Here is a 13,159-nt window from a genome sequence, read left to right as displayed (position 1 = left end):
GGTTTTTTTATGGTTTATGAGCCGTCAATCCGCATGGTTAACGCCCCTTTAAGAAACTGCGGTTAACTCTTTTTGCCAAGGGGCCGGAACGGCCTGAGGCAAGGATTGCATTAGATGGCTGACATCTCTCTCTCGAAGGCCGTGCGGGCCAATCTTCTCTCGCTCAAGGGCACCGCCGACATGATGGCGACGACGCAGAATCGTCTCGCCACTGGTAACAAGGTGAATTCGGCTCTGGACAATCCTTCCAGCTGGTTCACGGCCAAGGGCCTCACCAACCGCGCCAGCGACCTCGGTGCGCTGATCGACTCGATGGCCAACGGCATCCAGACTCTGCAGGCGGCGGACAATGGCCTCTCGGCCATGACCAAGACCTTGGAATCGATGCAGTCGACCCTGCGCCAGGCCCGTCAGGACAAGTCCTTCCAGACCGCCTCCTTCTCCCTTGACGCTGCTGACATCACCGGCATTGCCGGCCAGACCCGCGAGCTGACCCTCTCGGGCGGCGCCTTCGGGACCACCGAAGTCGATGTAGCGCTCACCAAGGCCAGCAATGCGTCCATCGTCGGTGACGACTTCACCGCCGCTGCCGTCTCGACCGGCGCCATTGCCGTGGCCAACGCTGCCTGGGGTGCCACTCGCACCGTCGCCACGGACCAGACGTTCTCGATCAACGATAACGGCACCCCCCGTTCCATCACCCTGGAAGCTGGCACCTACACCGCTGATCAGGCCGCCACTGCGTTCAACAACGACCTGACTGCGACCGGTTCGACCGTGCGTGCCCGCAACAACTCGGGCACCCTCGAGTTCTACGACAGCGACCCTGCCAAGACCGGCCTCGCTCAGACCATCGGCATCACCGCCAACGCGGCGACCGCTTCCATCGGCCTGACCGTGGACGCCGCCACCAACATCACCGACAACGGCACCAATGCCGGCACCCATGCCATCACCGTCAACGGCGTCGCCGTGACCCTGAACGGCGATGATCACAAGACTGCCTCGCAGGCCGCCGACGCCATCAACGCTGCTCTCAAGACCGCCGGCGCTGCTGCTGGTCTCAAGGCCACCGCTGCCGATGGCAAGATCACCATTTCCGGTCCCGACAACGGGGCTGCCCCGACCGTCGGTGGCGGTGGTGCTGACGCGGTGTTCGGTCTCGTCGGCGACCGCACAAACGTTGCAGCCAAGGCTGCCGGCGACGCTTCGGGCGTGGTCAAGACAGTCGACGAACTGGTTGCCGAGATCAATTCCAAGACCAAGGCCGATGGCACTACCAACGAGCTTTACGGCAAGGTCCGTGCCTCCAACGATAACGGAAAGCTGCGCATCGAGAACCAGTCGACGCAGAAGCTGGAAATCGAGGGCGTCTCGTCGAACGGCAAGATTGACGGTGTCTCGACCGGTGCCGGCGAGATCCTCGGCAACTCCGTCCGCGCCGGCCTCACCAGCCAGTTCAATGAACTGCGCGACCAGCTCGACAAGCTCTCGGACGACGCTTCGTTCAACGGCATCAACCTGCTGCGCGGCGACAAGCTGACCATCACCTTCAACGAGACCGGCACCTCGGCCATCGACATCCAGACCAAGGAAGGTGAGACCGTCAATGCGCTGAACCTGGGCGTGCCGACCGAACTGGAAGAAGAGCAGCTCGACAGCGACGTCACCATCGACGAACTGCTGACTGGCCTCAAGGCGGCTCTCGATGAAGTCCGCTCGCAGGCTTCGACCTTCGGTTCGAACCTGTCCATCGTGCAGAATCGCAAGGGCTTCACCGAGGCGATGATCAACACGCTCGAGACCGGCGCCGGTAACCTGACCCTGGCCGACATGAACACGGAAGCCGCGAACCTGCTGGCCCTCCAGACCCGTCAGCAGCTCTCGCAGAACTCGCTGTCGCTGGCCAGCCAGGCCGATCAGTCGATCCTGCAGCTTCTGCAGTAAATCGCTTACCACGCATAAATTTAGGAGGCGGGCCCACAGCCCGCCTTCGTTGTTTTTGCCGCAATCTCGGGCTATGCAGGGCGGATAACATCAGCAGTCGGGGGCAAGGCCATGGCGCTCAAGGTTGAACTCAAACCCGGCGAGAAGCTGCTGATCGGCAATTGCATCATCACCAATTCCGACCAGCGTACCCGCCTCTTCATCGACGGCAATGCGCCCATCCTGCGCGAGAAGGATATCCTGACGTCGGATACGGCGAATACGCCGGCCAAGCGCATCTATCTGGCTGTTCAGCTCATGTATATCGATGACGATACGGCCAAGGCCCAGGAAAGCTACAACGAGATGTCGAGAGACTTTGTGGCCGCAGTGCCCAGTTCTCTACCGATTGTCGACCAAATCAATAACGAGATATTAACCGGGTCCTTGTACAAGGCTTTGAAAGCGTCGCAGAAGCTTATCGAATACGAACAGGACCTGCTCAATCATGCATCAAACCGGCGCCCAGGCGTATAATCAGACTGCGAAAGTCGTCGAATCCCCGCGCCAGCGTGAATCTGCCCTGTTGATGAAGGCCGCAGCCGGCCTGCAGAAGGTCAAGGATGAGTGGGAGACCTCCACCCAGGACGAATTGCGGTCTGCCCTGACCTTCAACCGCAAGCTCTGGACCATCTTCATGTCCGCGGTGACCCAGGACGACAGCCCCCTGCCCGTGGAAGTGAAGCAGAATATCGCCAACCTGGGGATGTTCGTAATGAACCAGACGCGCGAGATCCTTTATGAGGGCGTTCCCCAGGCCGAACAGCTCACCGTGTTGGTGCAGCTCAACCGACAGATTGCGGCGGGCCTGCGCGGCATGTGAGCCGCTGGGTCGTGGCCAGAAAAAGCCCCGCAGCAATGCGGGGCTTTTTGTTTTGGGGGCTTGCATGCGTTTCACCCTCCACAACCGCGATGCCGTCCTCGGGCTTGACCCGAGGACCTGTGGCCATCGGCACATCGTGCGTGTTGTGAGTGGCCCTCGGGTCGAGCCCGAGGGCGGTGCGGTGGGGTGTGAGCACCTGGACCGATGAGGCCGCCCTGCCTTAGAGGTAGTTCACCAGGCTCAGTTTGCTGACCATGGCGGTCATCTGGTAGCTGGCGGTGAGGCGTGTCTGGAGAGCCAGGATTTCCATGGCCACGTCTTCCTTGTTCACCGTCTCGACGTCGCTCAGGAGATTGTCGAGCTGGGCCTTGTAGTTGGTGTGGCGGTCACCGGCGGCCTTGAGGCCGGCACGGGCCACGCCCAGTTCCATGGTGATGAGCTCGATCGAGCCACGTTCGGAATTGCGGCTTTCGGAGAGTTCGAGCTGCTGGCGGCGGGCCATGGCGTCGAAGCGCTGCTTGGCCGGATCGAGATCGACCGAATTGGGATCGGCGGCATTGGTGATCTCGGGATAGGTTTCAACCGTCATCGCCGCCAGCGAGCGCATCATGCGCAGATAGCCGCTCTCATTGGCCTGCATGCCATAGGCGACGCGACCGGAATCCTCGACCGCAGCCGTCACCGACTGGCGCGGATTGCCCTCGGCATCGGCCGCGGCCTCGGTCACCGAGCGGATCATGGCCTTCTCGAAATTGGCCGCGGTCTCGGCCTCGTCGACGCCGATGGAGAACTGCCCCGGGCCAGCCTTGCCGCTCACCGCCGTCAGCGTGACTTCGCGCGTCTTGCCGCCGGGCTCGGTCAGCTCGAGACGGACATTGTTGCCCGGCACCAGGGTGAAGGCATCGTCGAAGGCAACCGACATGTTGACCGGCGGACCGGCATTGCGCACCGCGCTGACCGCGCCGGCATTGGTGGCGGTAAAGCCCACATTGGTGATCTGAAAGCCATGGGCCGAGGAGGTCGGCATGTTCTGGGTCAGCGTCACATTGCCGTCGTCCCGGGCCGACGTCAGGCGGCCCATGCCGACGGCCGACACGGCTGCCGTCTCGCCGCCATACCACATGACCGTATCGGTCTTGGTGGCGACGCGGAGGCTCGTGGCGCTGTATGGGTCGGCCGGCGACCCCAGGTCCACGCGCAGCACCGGCTCGCCAGCGGCATTGAAGAAATTCTGCGATGCCGCGTAGGTCGAGGCAGCCTTGAGCTCGCTCTCGGCGGTCTCCTTCAGCGTCGCCTTGAGGGCATTGTTGAAGTTGGTCGCCGTGTCGAACGTCGCCGTTGCAGCGGCGGTACCGATGACAAATTCATTGGTGGCCCCCGTCGCATTGGCGGCAGACACGGCCTTGAGGGTGATCTGCGTTTCGGTGCCATCAGGCAGCGTGAAACCGAGGGTTATGCTGTCGCCCTCTGCCACGGTGCCCGGATCCCCCGGGAAAGTGAAGGTGATATCGGCCGGCGAGGACTCGAGGTCGCGCACCAGGCCGATATTGGCGCCGATGGAGGACGCCGTGGAAAGCTTGTAGCCGAAGGGATGATCGCCGTCCTCGGCCAGGGTGACCACGACCGGGTCGGCAGGCAGGGCCGGTGCGGCGGGCGCCACGGTCGTCACCAGACGGCCCTGCCCCAGATTGCCGAGATCGGCCGCCTGGCGCTCGGTCACCACGGTGCGATAGCCGGCGCGACCGCCCGCGCCATCGAGCAGCTCGGTGGTCGTGGGTAGCGGCGCCCTGTCGGTCACCGAACCGCCGAAGAGATAGCGTCCGCCGACGTCGGAATTGAGCAGCGTCACCATTTCGTCGAGCCGTGCCTTCGACAGCCCGGAGATGGTCGCCATGTTGATATTGCTCGAACCGTACTGGCCCTGCACGGCCGAGTTACGGGCTTCGCCCTCGATCTTGTCGAGCCGCGTCAGCGCGTTGTCGTAGAAGGAGAGGCGCAGGTCGACCTGTTCGATGCTGGCATTGTAGCCGGCAATGGTGTTGAGGCGCGAGCGCACCGACAGCGAGACCGGCAGATCGCGGCCCACATCGGCCAGGGTCTGCGCCTTTTCGCCGGTACCAAGCTGCATCTGCAGCAGCGCGAACTTGTCCTGCATCTTGGAGATGACGCCGAACCCGGTCTGCAGCGGGAACATCGACTTGTTGACGATCATGACGCGCTACTCCTTCAAGTCGACGCAAACAGCGTGTCGAGCAGTTCCTTGACCACCGACACCACACGGGCATTGGCCGCATAGGCGCTCTGCAGCTCGGTCAGCCGCGCCATTTCCTCGTCCATGTTGACCCCGTATTCGCTCTCCATCTGCGTGGTGATGGTGTCGAGCGTGAGCTGCCGGTTGTCGCGGTTGGTGAGGGCCGAGCCGATGGTCGTGCCCTGGTAGTTGAGCACCTGCTCGATGAGCTGCTCGACCGTACCGTTGAGCTGGTGTCGCCCCTCATTGGCGGCCGGCGACGAACCGGAGACAAAGCTCATCGACTTGAGCTGGTTGAGCAGGTATTCGGGCCGCGCCGCGTCGCCCAGGGTGCGATCGATATCGAACTGCACCAGAAGGCGATTGTCCGAGATCACCGCCGGATTGACCGAGATACGGGCGGCAAAGCCCACGATCTGCGGCGGGTCGGTATCGAGATTGTCGGTGAAGGCCGAATTGCCCTGGTCCACGAACAAGGCCATGGCCATGTCACCCTGTTGGGTGCCACTGGCCGAAGCGCGGGTGGTGAGCCCCGTGACATCGAACTTGCCGCCAAGGGTACCATCATCGAGCACCTGGAGGTGTCCATCGGCATTGGCCGTGATGGCGAGGCCGGGCAGCTTGCCATCGAGCGTCGCGGCAACAGCCGCGACATCGGGCGGCGTGCCGAAATCCACCGAGATCACGCGCTGGCCGCTGGCGTCGATGAAATCCTCGCCATTGGCGCTGTTGATGATGCGGACACGCTGGGTCGCCCCGTTCTGCGTGTAACTGAGGAGGACGTCGTTGCCGGGCTTGAGGTGGGAAATATCTGCCGAAAGGCCCGTCGCACCGCCGCCGCCGGCGGCCGCCGTGCCCGGGGTGGTAATGGTATTGAATGCCGAAGCGAGGCCCGCGGCGATCTCGTCGAGCTGGTTCTGCGCCTCGACCAGGATCTTGTCGCGCAGGTTGACGAGGCCGGCCAGCTCGCCGCCTTGGAGCACGCCCTGCTGCACGAGATCGATGGTTAGGCCCGAGGGCGTGGTCAGCGACAGCGTGCCGACCTTGCTCTTCTCGGGATCGATATTGGCCTGCGCGGTAGGCGACAGCGCGCCCGCCGTGGTGAACTTGAAGGTGGAAAAGCCATTGTCCAGCAGGCCGACACCGGAGCGCGTCATCAGCGCCACCGTGCCGTTCGGGCGGTATTCGGCCTGTACGTCGATGACCTCGGCCACCGCCGCCACGAGGCGGTCGCGCTGGTCATAGAGCTGGGCGCGGGCGGTGTCGGTCATGCCCAAGTCGAGCATGCGGTTGTTCACCTCGTTGAGCGAGATGAGCATGGCATTCACTTCCGACACGTCATTGGCGATGCGCGTCTCGGTTTCCTGGCGAAGCTCCTGGATCACACCGGAGAGGGAGTTGAGCCGCTGCGCCATGGCCTGGGCCTCGGCAACCACATTGGCGCGGGTCGGATAGTCGTCCGGGCTGGTGGCCAGCGCCTGGAGAGAATTCTTGAACGAACCGAACATGGTATCGAGCGAGCCAGCCGAGCCGGGCTTGCCCAGATATCCCTGCAGCTTGTTGAGGTAATCGCCCATGACATTGGACGAGGCCGTGTCCGACACCTGGCGGTTGTAATAGGTCTGAAGGCTGATGTTGAACGCACGATCGACACCGGCCGAGCGCGCATAGGTGCTGTTGACCGACGAATAGTCGATGATGTTCAGCGACTGCCGATGGTAGCCGGGCGTGCCGGCATTGGCGACGTTGCGGCTCAGGATCGTAATGGAATCCTGGCTGGTCCGAAGCCCGGAAACAGCGTTGGAAAGCGACGAAATCAGACCCATGCAAGCGGCCCTCGAAGAGGAAACAGGCCCGGGGCAGCATGCCCCGGACCACTAAGTCAGGATCCGCGTCAGCGGATCATGTTCAGGGCTTCCTGCAGCATCTCGTCGGCGGTCGAGACGATGCGGGTGCCGGCCGAATAGGCCTGCTGGGTGATGATCAGCTTGGTGAACTCGTCGGAAATGTCGGTATTGGAGGCTTCCAGCGCGCCGCCGATAATGCCCGAACCGGAGAGATCGAAGATCGGCTCGCCCGATTCCGACGTCGCTTCATAAACGCCGCCATCGAGGCGCTTGAGCGAGTTGACGCCGTTGAACTGGGCGGTCACCACCTGCGCCATTTCGATGCGCTCGCCATTCGAATAGGTGGCCACGACGCGGCCACTATCGGTGATGGCGACGGAAAGGAATTCACCGGCGCCATAGCCGTTCTGGTTGAGCGTCGACACCGTCACCGTGCCGTTGACGTCGGCGAACTGCGAGACGCCATTGGTGTCGTGAGCCAAGACCACGTCGCCGATCAGCACGCCATTGACGCGCAGATCATCGATGGTGGCCTGCGGCACGCTGGTGGAGAGCGAACCGTTGCTGTTGAACTCGTATTCCTGGCCGATATTGGTCCATTCCGGCGAGCCGCCGACAGCGGTGCTGTCCGAGAGGTAGAACAGGTTCCAGCGGTCCGTGCCGCCCGAGGCGGCGCTGTCGACCTTGGCCCAGCGCAATTGCACGTTCACCGGCGCACCATTGCTGGCATAGACCGTGATGGCGCCGCCGGAGATGGTGTTGGCGACGAAATCGTCGGCATCATCGGCCGAAATGGTGTTGACCGTACCGAGGGTCGGGTCAGACGACACTTCGTTGACCGGGTCGATGCCCAGGGCCGTTGCGAGGGCCGGGGTAGTGCCCGTAATGGAGAAGCTGGCGTGGTAATCCTGACCCAGGGTCACTTCGAACTGCCCGCCGGTCAGCTTGACGGTCGCCGAGGCTGCCGCTCCGCCACCGAAGTCGCGCAGCTCGGCCTGCATGCTGGCCAAGACGTCGTCGATATCGTTGGTCGCGGCCACGTCGATGGCGACACCATCGGCCGGCATGGTCGAGGGCACGACCGTGCTGTCATAGAACTTGAAGTTCACGGCCACGCCATTGACGGTAACCGTCATCTGCCGGCCGGGCGCGAACACCGTGTTGCCGGCATTGGTCCCGACCAGCGGCGGCGCCGCGGCGCCGGTGAGGCTGGCGGTCGTCTTGGTCGCACCGAAATTCTCGGCGCCGAGCAGCTCGCTATTGTAGACATTGGCCTTGTAGCTGGCCGTCTTGGGGAGCTGCGGCAGGTTCGACTGGTAGTTGATGGTGGTGGTGCGGTTGGCCGGCAGGAAGGCGTTGGAAAGCTGGATCACCTCGGGCACGGAACCGGAGATGTTGCCCGTAGCCGGATCGATCGGCAGACCCTTGAGGTAATAGCCGGCGCCGTTGACCAAGAGACCATCCTTGTCGATCTCGAAGTCACCGCGGCGGGTGAAGTAGTTCGAGCCGGCAAACACCGAATTGCCGTCCGACTGGCCGACCTTGGGCTCCACCACGAAAAAGCCGGTGGAATTGAGCGCGACATAGGTCTCGTTCGAGCTGGTCTGGATATCGCCCTGAATATTGTTGGTGGCGCGCGACTGCGCCAGAACCGCACCCGGCACCTGCGACTTCAGCGGCGCATCGGGAATGAGATCGAGGAAGCTCGTCTCCATCCGCTTGTAGCCGGTGGTCTGCGAATTGGCGATATTGCCCGAAATGTTCTCCAGTGCGTGGCTCTGCGCCCGCAGGCCGGTCACCGCACTGGAAAGAGCGCCATAGATGCCCATCTGTAACTCCGTAATCCCCATTGCACCGCAAGGCGCGTTCGCATTCACCAATGCAAGGGCGATGCCAAACCCCTGAACCATTGAATTCGCTGAGGTTTCTACGCTCGACGCGCGGAAATGCGGCGGCAAGGCGGCAATTGAGTCCGGGCTGGCGGCAGATATTGCCGGTTGGGGTCCCCAGCGTCAGAAACCGAACGTCATTCCGCTCGGATGAACCGTCACACCCGGTGAGGGCCGGCGCTGGCGAACACCGTCTGTATTTGCGAAGCAGGGACCAGGAGCGGCTTCACGCCCGCACGAGACTTCTGCACCATGCCGGAAAATCACTGGCAGCGGGCCCAAAGACATGCAGCAGATGACCCATCCGACCCCCGGCACAGGGGTCACCTCTTCACCACTCTCCTGGACGCGGATCGCGGGCATCGCGATCGGCATCGGCACCCTGGCCAGCATCCCGCTCTACTTCGTGGTGGACGGCGCGCCGCCACCCTGGATGGTGCTGACCCGCACCATGATCAATCTCATGACCTTCGGAGCCTTCCTGGTATTCTTCGCGGCTCTCAAGGGGGTTCTGGAGCAGCGCGGGGAGCAGAACTGGCTCATTTCGCTCTATTGGGGCTGCGCACTGACCTATGGGGCGGTGTCGCTGGTGGCCAGATCGATGGAAGCCGGTGCGGTCATCGGCAATTCGGGGCCGCCCATCGATCCCACGGTCGACGGCCCCCTCGCCTATGGGTCGATGCTGCTGCATGGATCGGTGCCGCGCCTGCTCACGGCCATCATGCTCCTGGCACTGTGGCGGCTGCTGGCATCCGACGACCGGTTCCCGGAATGGCTGCGCTGGCTTGCACTGTCCTTCGCGCTTGCCAATGCGGCCTTTATCCCGTCGCTGTTTTTCGGACCCGACGCAGCCCAGTTCTATAGTGCAGTCGGCTGGGGCAACAGCGCCACGGTGGCAAGCTTCATTGCGCTATGGGCCCTGGCCACCGGCCTGTCGGTCCGGTCGCCGTAGGACGCCACGGCTCAATCATCGGGCATCGGCACGCTTGGCCAGGTGCCCGTCACCTCGGCCTGCACCGGGCGCTCGAGATAGGTCGACAGGACGATATAGCTCTTGGTGCCCTTCACCCCCGGCAGGATGTAGATCTGCAAAAGCAGGTGTTCGAGGGCATGCGTGTCGGCCGTGCGGACCTTGAGAACGACGCAAGTGTCGCCCGCGACCGAATGCATCTCCTCCACCTCCGGAAACGCCTGGAGCCGCATCATCCGCTGGCTCTTCCCCCAGCCTTCGGCATCCACATGCACATAGGCAAGAAGCGGCTTGCCCACGGCCGGGCCATCCACGCTGGCGTGAACACCCCTGATGATGCCTGCCTCGCGCAGCTTCTTCACCCGGTCGTGCACGGCCGGAGGCGAAAGTCCCACCAGGTTGCCGATTTCCGCATAGGGCAACCGCGCATCCTTCACCAGGACACCTAATATCTTTCGGTCAAAGGCATCGAGCGAGCGGGTCGACACCTGCCTGGGGCGAATAGCTTCTGTTTCGTAGTCCATTCGGCATTTCTCGCTATTGGCAGAACAAAAGTCTGTGCTTTCCTTGTATCAGACAAGGAGGTTCACGTGGAAGCGATAACGAGAAATCCGGCGACAGGGATCTACCCCGCCACGCCCGACTATGTGCACGCCATGGAAGTGCAGGGCGCAGGACGTCTGCTCTTCGTCAGCGGGACGATGGGCCTGGCCGATGATGGCAGCGCCCCCAGCGATCTTGCCACCCAGCTCGAGCTCATCTGGGGCAATATCGGCCGCATCCTCGCCGAAGCCGGCATGACCGCAGCCAACATCGTGCGTGTGACCAGCTACCTCCGCGACGTCGCCTACGTACCCGCCAACAGCCAGGCGCGGCTGCGCGCCCTGGGGGCGCATCGCGTACCGACAACGGCCATCGTGGTCGAGACCCTTTCGCCCGACTGGCTGGTGGAAGTCGAAGTGGTCGCGGCAGCCTGAGCATCCCCAGACCGCCAGGACACAGTCCAGGAGTTACAAAAATGACCATATTGATCGTTGGTGGCACCGGCAAAACCGGTAGCCGCGTCGTCCGGCGGCTCAGGCATGCGGGACACCCGGTGCGCGCGTTGTCCCGCTCGACCAGCCCGACCTTTGACTGGCATGACGAGGCGACATGGGCCCAGGCCATTGCGGGTGCCGATCGTGCTTATCTAGCCTATGCCCCTGATATCGCCCTGCCCGGCGCGCTGCCAGTGGTCCGGCGCTTCACCGAGTTCTGCCTATCCTCGGGCCTCAGGCGCCTCGTTCTGCTGACCGGGCGCGGCGAGGCAGAAGCGCTGGCCGCCGAGAACGCCCTCATGTCGTCAGGCGCCGAGTGGACAATCGTGCGCTCGAGCTGGTTTGCGCAGAATTTCAGCGAAGGGTTCTTCGCCGATGAAATCCGCGCTGGCCGGGTGCACTTCCCCCGGTTCGATGTGCCCGAGCCCTTTATCGATATCGAGGACATCGCCGACATCGTCACAGCCGCGCTGATTGAACCCGGTCATTCGCGAAAGCTCTATGACGTCACCGGGCCCGACCTGATCACCTTTCGCGACGCCCTCGCCGTGATCGCCAGGGCGCTGGGTCGACCGATCCAAACCTTACCCCTCTCCATCCCGGACTATGTCGCGGCCCTCAACGCCGCCCAGGTGCCGGCCCCCTATGTGCAATTGCTTGAAATCCTCACGACTGAGGTTCTCGACGGTCGCAATACCCACATGTCGACGGGCGTCATGGGGGCCCTGGGCCGCCCACCGCGCAGCTTTGAGGCCTATGTCGCCGCTGTCATGGCATCGGGCGTATGGGCCAGTGAGGCGGCAGCCCCATGACCATCGCCACTGAAGTCATGCTGGCCATCGCGGCCCTGTCCTGCGCCACGATGGGCGGCATTTATTTCGCCTTTTCGGCCTTCATCATGCGGGCCCTGGCGGACGCTTCCGACGCCGGGGCCGTGGCGATGCGCTCGGTCAACCTGGTCATCCTGCGATCGGCCTTCATGCCGTTCTTCTTCGGATCGACGCTGCTCGCGGCCATCCTGGTCGTCATCGGCATCGCCGACTTCAACCGGGCATCGACCAGCGACTGGACCATGATCATGGCTGGCACGGTCTATGTCCTTGGCATGTTCGGCACCACCGTGATCGGCAATGTCCCGCTCAATGACCAGCTCGCCAACGACCGCCGGCGGACCACCTGGACCGATTATCTGGAGCGCTGGACGCCGCTCAATCACCTGCGCACCGGCGCGAGCTTCCTCGCCAGTGTCGGCTTTCTCGCCGCCTTGCTCCATGCCCACGCCCCTACCGGCTAGCGCCCGCACCAAACGCTTCAACCAAGGAGAGACCATGCGAAAGCTCAAACTGAAAATGTCCATGTCGCTGGACGGCTACGTCGTCGGCCCGGATGGCGATGTCGAAGGATGGATGGGCCCCAGCTTTGACGAGCAGGCCACCGAATGGGTCGTCAACGCCCTCTGGGACGCCGATCTGCACATCATGGGAACAGGTGTTTTCCGGGAGATGGAAGCCACCTGGCCGATCTCCGACCTGCCCTTTGCAGAGCCGATGAACGAGATCGACAAACTGGTCTTCTCGCAGTCGCTGACATCGACCACCTGGGCCAAGGCATCGATCACGCGGGAGGATATCGCCGCCGCCATCCCCCGCCTCAAGGGCGAGAGCGGCAAAGACATACTGGCGCATGGCGGGCCGCGCTTTGCCCGATCCCTCTCCGAGGCGCGCCTGATCGACCAGTACATATTGCTGGTTCATCCCGTCACCCTGGGCGGCGGCGAAGCGCTGTTTCCCGCGGGACCACCCCTGCACCTCACCCTGCGCAGCGTCACACCCTTCCCCGGCGGGGCCATGGGGCTCGTCTACGATCGCAACTGAAAAAGGAACATCACATGAAGTTCGTCCTGCTCGTGAAATCCAATCCGGTGACCGAAGCCGGCGGCGAAGGGCCGGCCGGCCTCGGCGAGGCCATGGCAAGGTACAATGCGGAACTTGCCGCCGCCGGCCTGCTGCTCGATGCCGTCGGGATCTATCCCAGCGGCGAGGGTGGTGTCCGGCTCCGCGGCATCGGCACCGACACTGTCACGCGGATTGACGGCCCCTTCGACGAACCCGGCCAGATCGTCGCCGGCTATACCGTCAGCGACGTCCGCAATCGCGACGAGGCGGTCGAATGGGCCAAGCGCATGCCGCGCATCGCCATGCCGGGTGACCCCTGCGAGATCGAAATCCGCCAGCTCTATTGAGCCCTTCCGCTGTCCCGGCCTCGCGCCGGGACAGCCACGCGCCGGTTGTGAAAGCGCGGCGCTTGCATTACATCGACGGTCGAAATCCCAGAAGGACGACGGCCAGTCGGGTCC

At 63.3% G+C, this 13,159-nt stretch carries 13 protein-coding genes; 9 read left to right on the top strand and 4 right to left on the bottom strand.

Going from position 1 to position 13,159, the window contains the following annotated elements; genetic code table 11:
• The first annotated feature begins 114 nt into the window (after positions 1-114).
• From JEQ47_RS04155 to flaF, 3 genes are all read left to right on the top strand, one after another.
• The gene (locus JEQ47_RS04155; protein WP_198875118.1) at positions 115-1,947 is read left to right on the top strand and encodes a flagellin N-terminal helical domain-containing protein; all 1,833 of its coding nucleotides are present in this window, start codon (positions 115-117) and stop codon (positions 1,945-1,947) included.
• Positions 1,948-2,058: 111 nt separating this feature from the next.
• Complete coding sequence (gene flbT, locus JEQ47_RS04150) at positions 2,059-2,463, top strand: flagellar biosynthesis repressor FlbT (protein ID WP_198875117.1); 405 nt, start codon at positions 2,059-2,061, stop codon at positions 2,461-2,463.
• The gene (gene flaF / locus JEQ47_RS04145) at positions 2,435-2,809 is read left to right on the top strand and encodes a flagellar biosynthesis regulator FlaF (protein ID WP_198875116.1); all 375 of its coding nucleotides are present in this window, start codon (positions 2,435-2,437) and stop codon (positions 2,807-2,809) included. Before flbT ends, flaF begins: the two co-directional genes overlap by 29 nt.
• 220 nt (positions 2,810-3,029) lie before the next feature.
• On the opposite strand, the gene JEQ47_RS04140 is transcribed toward flaF, so the two are convergent.
• The 3 genes from JEQ47_RS04140 to JEQ47_RS04130 form a co-directional block, all read right to left on the bottom strand.
• Positions 3,030-5,021, bottom strand: a complete 1,992-nt coding sequence (locus JEQ47_RS04140; protein ID WP_198875115.1) for a hypothetical protein — start codon at positions 5,019-5,021, stop codon at positions 3,030-3,032.
• A gap of 14 nt (positions 5,022-5,035) precedes the next feature.
• Complete coding sequence (gene flgK, locus JEQ47_RS04135; RefSeq protein ID WP_198875114.1) at positions 5,036-6,886, bottom strand: flagellar hook-associated protein FlgK; 1,851 nt, start codon at positions 6,884-6,886, stop codon at positions 5,036-5,038.
• Between the two features lie 68 nt (positions 6,887-6,954).
• Positions 6,955-8,736, bottom strand: coding sequence for a flagellar hook protein FlgE (locus JEQ47_RS04130; RefSeq protein ID WP_198875113.1), 1,782 nt, complete (start codon positions 8,734-8,736; stop codon positions 6,955-6,957).
• A gap of 355 nt (positions 8,737-9,091) precedes the next feature.
• Between JEQ47_RS04130 and JEQ47_RS04125 the strand changes: the two genes are divergently transcribed.
• Positions 9,092-9,748 carry a hypothetical protein gene (locus tag JEQ47_RS04125; RefSeq protein WP_198875112.1) on the top strand — a complete coding sequence of 219 codons (657 nt, stop codon included), beginning with the start codon at positions 9,092-9,094 and terminating at the stop codon, positions 9,746-9,748.
• Positions 9,749-9,759: 11 nt separating this feature from the next.
• Here JEQ47_RS04125 and JEQ47_RS04120 read toward each other — a convergent pair whose 3' ends face one another.
• Positions 9,760-10,290 carry an Lrp/AsnC family transcriptional regulator gene (locus JEQ47_RS04120; RefSeq protein ID WP_198875111.1) on the bottom strand — a complete coding sequence of 177 codons (531 nt, stop codon included), beginning with the start codon at positions 10,288-10,290 and terminating at the stop codon, positions 9,760-9,762.
• Positions 10,291-10,356: 66 nt separating this feature from the next.
• On the opposite strand from JEQ47_RS04120, the gene JEQ47_RS04115 reads away from it, so the two are divergent.
• From JEQ47_RS04115 to JEQ47_RS04095, 5 genes are read left to right on the top strand one after another with little or no spacing between them, the layout of a single operon-like run.
• Positions 10,357-10,743, top strand: coding sequence for a RidA family protein (locus JEQ47_RS04115; protein ID WP_198875110.1), 387 nt, complete (start codon positions 10,357-10,359; stop codon positions 10,741-10,743).
• 41 nt (positions 10,744-10,784) lie between these two features.
• Complete coding sequence (locus tag JEQ47_RS04110) at positions 10,785-11,615, top strand: SDR family oxidoreductase (RefSeq protein WP_198875109.1); 831 nt, start codon at positions 10,785-10,787, stop codon at positions 11,613-11,615.
• Complete coding sequence (locus JEQ47_RS04105) at positions 11,612-12,097, top strand: anthrone oxygenase family protein (protein ID WP_198875108.1); 486 nt, start codon at positions 11,612-11,614, stop codon at positions 12,095-12,097. Before JEQ47_RS04110 ends, JEQ47_RS04105 begins: the two co-directional genes overlap by 4 nt.
• A gap of 34 nt (positions 12,098-12,131) precedes the next feature.
• A complete protein-coding gene (locus JEQ47_RS04100; protein WP_198875107.1) occupies positions 12,132-12,677 on the top strand; it encodes a dihydrofolate reductase family protein in 546 nt (181 codons plus the stop codon).
• A gap of 14 nt (positions 12,678-12,691) precedes the next feature.
• Entirely contained in the window at positions 12,692-13,045 is a 354-nt protein-coding gene (locus JEQ47_RS04095; RefSeq protein WP_198875106.1) for a YciI family protein, read from the top strand.
• The last annotated feature ends 114 nt before the right edge of the window (positions 13,046-13,159 follow it).

This window comes from Devosia sediminis, assembly GCF_016411825.1.
Classification (GTDB): domain Bacteria; phylum Pseudomonadota; class Alphaproteobacteria; order Rhizobiales; family Devosiaceae; genus Devosia; species Devosia sediminis.
The sequence above is the reverse complement of the archived record's forward strand: the minus strand, read 5'-3'. Positions and strand labels throughout refer to the sequence as shown.

Bases quoted from the DNA above. Each gene is read 5' to 3' on its own strand.
- JEQ47_RS04155 (WP_198875118.1), top strand. From the start codon at position 115: ATGGCTGACATCTCTCTCTCGAAGGCCGTGCGGGCCAATCTTCTCTCG.
- flbT (WP_198875117.1), top strand. From the start codon at position 2,059: ATGGCGCTCAAGGTTGAACTCAAACCCGGCGAGAAGCTGCTGATCGGC.
- flaF (WP_198875116.1), top strand. From the start codon at position 2,435: ATGCATCAAACCGGCGCCCAGGCGTATAATCAGACTGCGAAAGTCGTC.
- JEQ47_RS04140 (WP_198875115.1), bottom strand. From the start codon at position 5,021: ATGATCGTCAACAAGTCGATGTTCCCGCTGCAGACCGGGTTCGGCGTC.
- flgK (WP_198875114.1), bottom strand. From the start codon at position 6,886: ATGGGTCTGATTTCGTCGCTTTCCAACGCTGTTTCCGGGCTTCGGACC.
- JEQ47_RS04130 (WP_198875113.1), bottom strand. From the start codon at position 8,736: ATGGGCATCTATGGCGCTCTTTCCAGTGCGGTGACCGGCCTGCGGGCG.
- JEQ47_RS04125 (WP_198875112.1), top strand. From the start codon at position 9,092: ATGACCCATCCGACCCCCGGCACAGGGGTCACCTCTTCACCACTCTCC.
- JEQ47_RS04120 (WP_198875111.1), bottom strand. From the start codon at position 10,290: ATGGACTACGAAACAGAAGCTATTCGCCCCAGGCAGGTGTCGACCCGC.
- JEQ47_RS04110 (WP_198875109.1), top strand. From the start codon at position 10,785: ATGACCATATTGATCGTTGGTGGCACCGGCAAAACCGGTAGCCGCGTC.
- JEQ47_RS04105 (WP_198875108.1), top strand. From the start codon at position 11,612: ATGACCATCGCCACTGAAGTCATGCTGGCCATCGCGGCCCTGTCCTGC.
- JEQ47_RS04100 (WP_198875107.1), top strand. From the start codon at position 12,132: ATGCGAAAGCTCAAACTGAAAATGTCCATGTCGCTGGACGGCTACGTC.
- JEQ47_RS04095 (WP_198875106.1), top strand. From the start codon at position 12,692: ATGAAGTTCGTCCTGCTCGTGAAATCCAATCCGGTGACCGAAGCCGGC.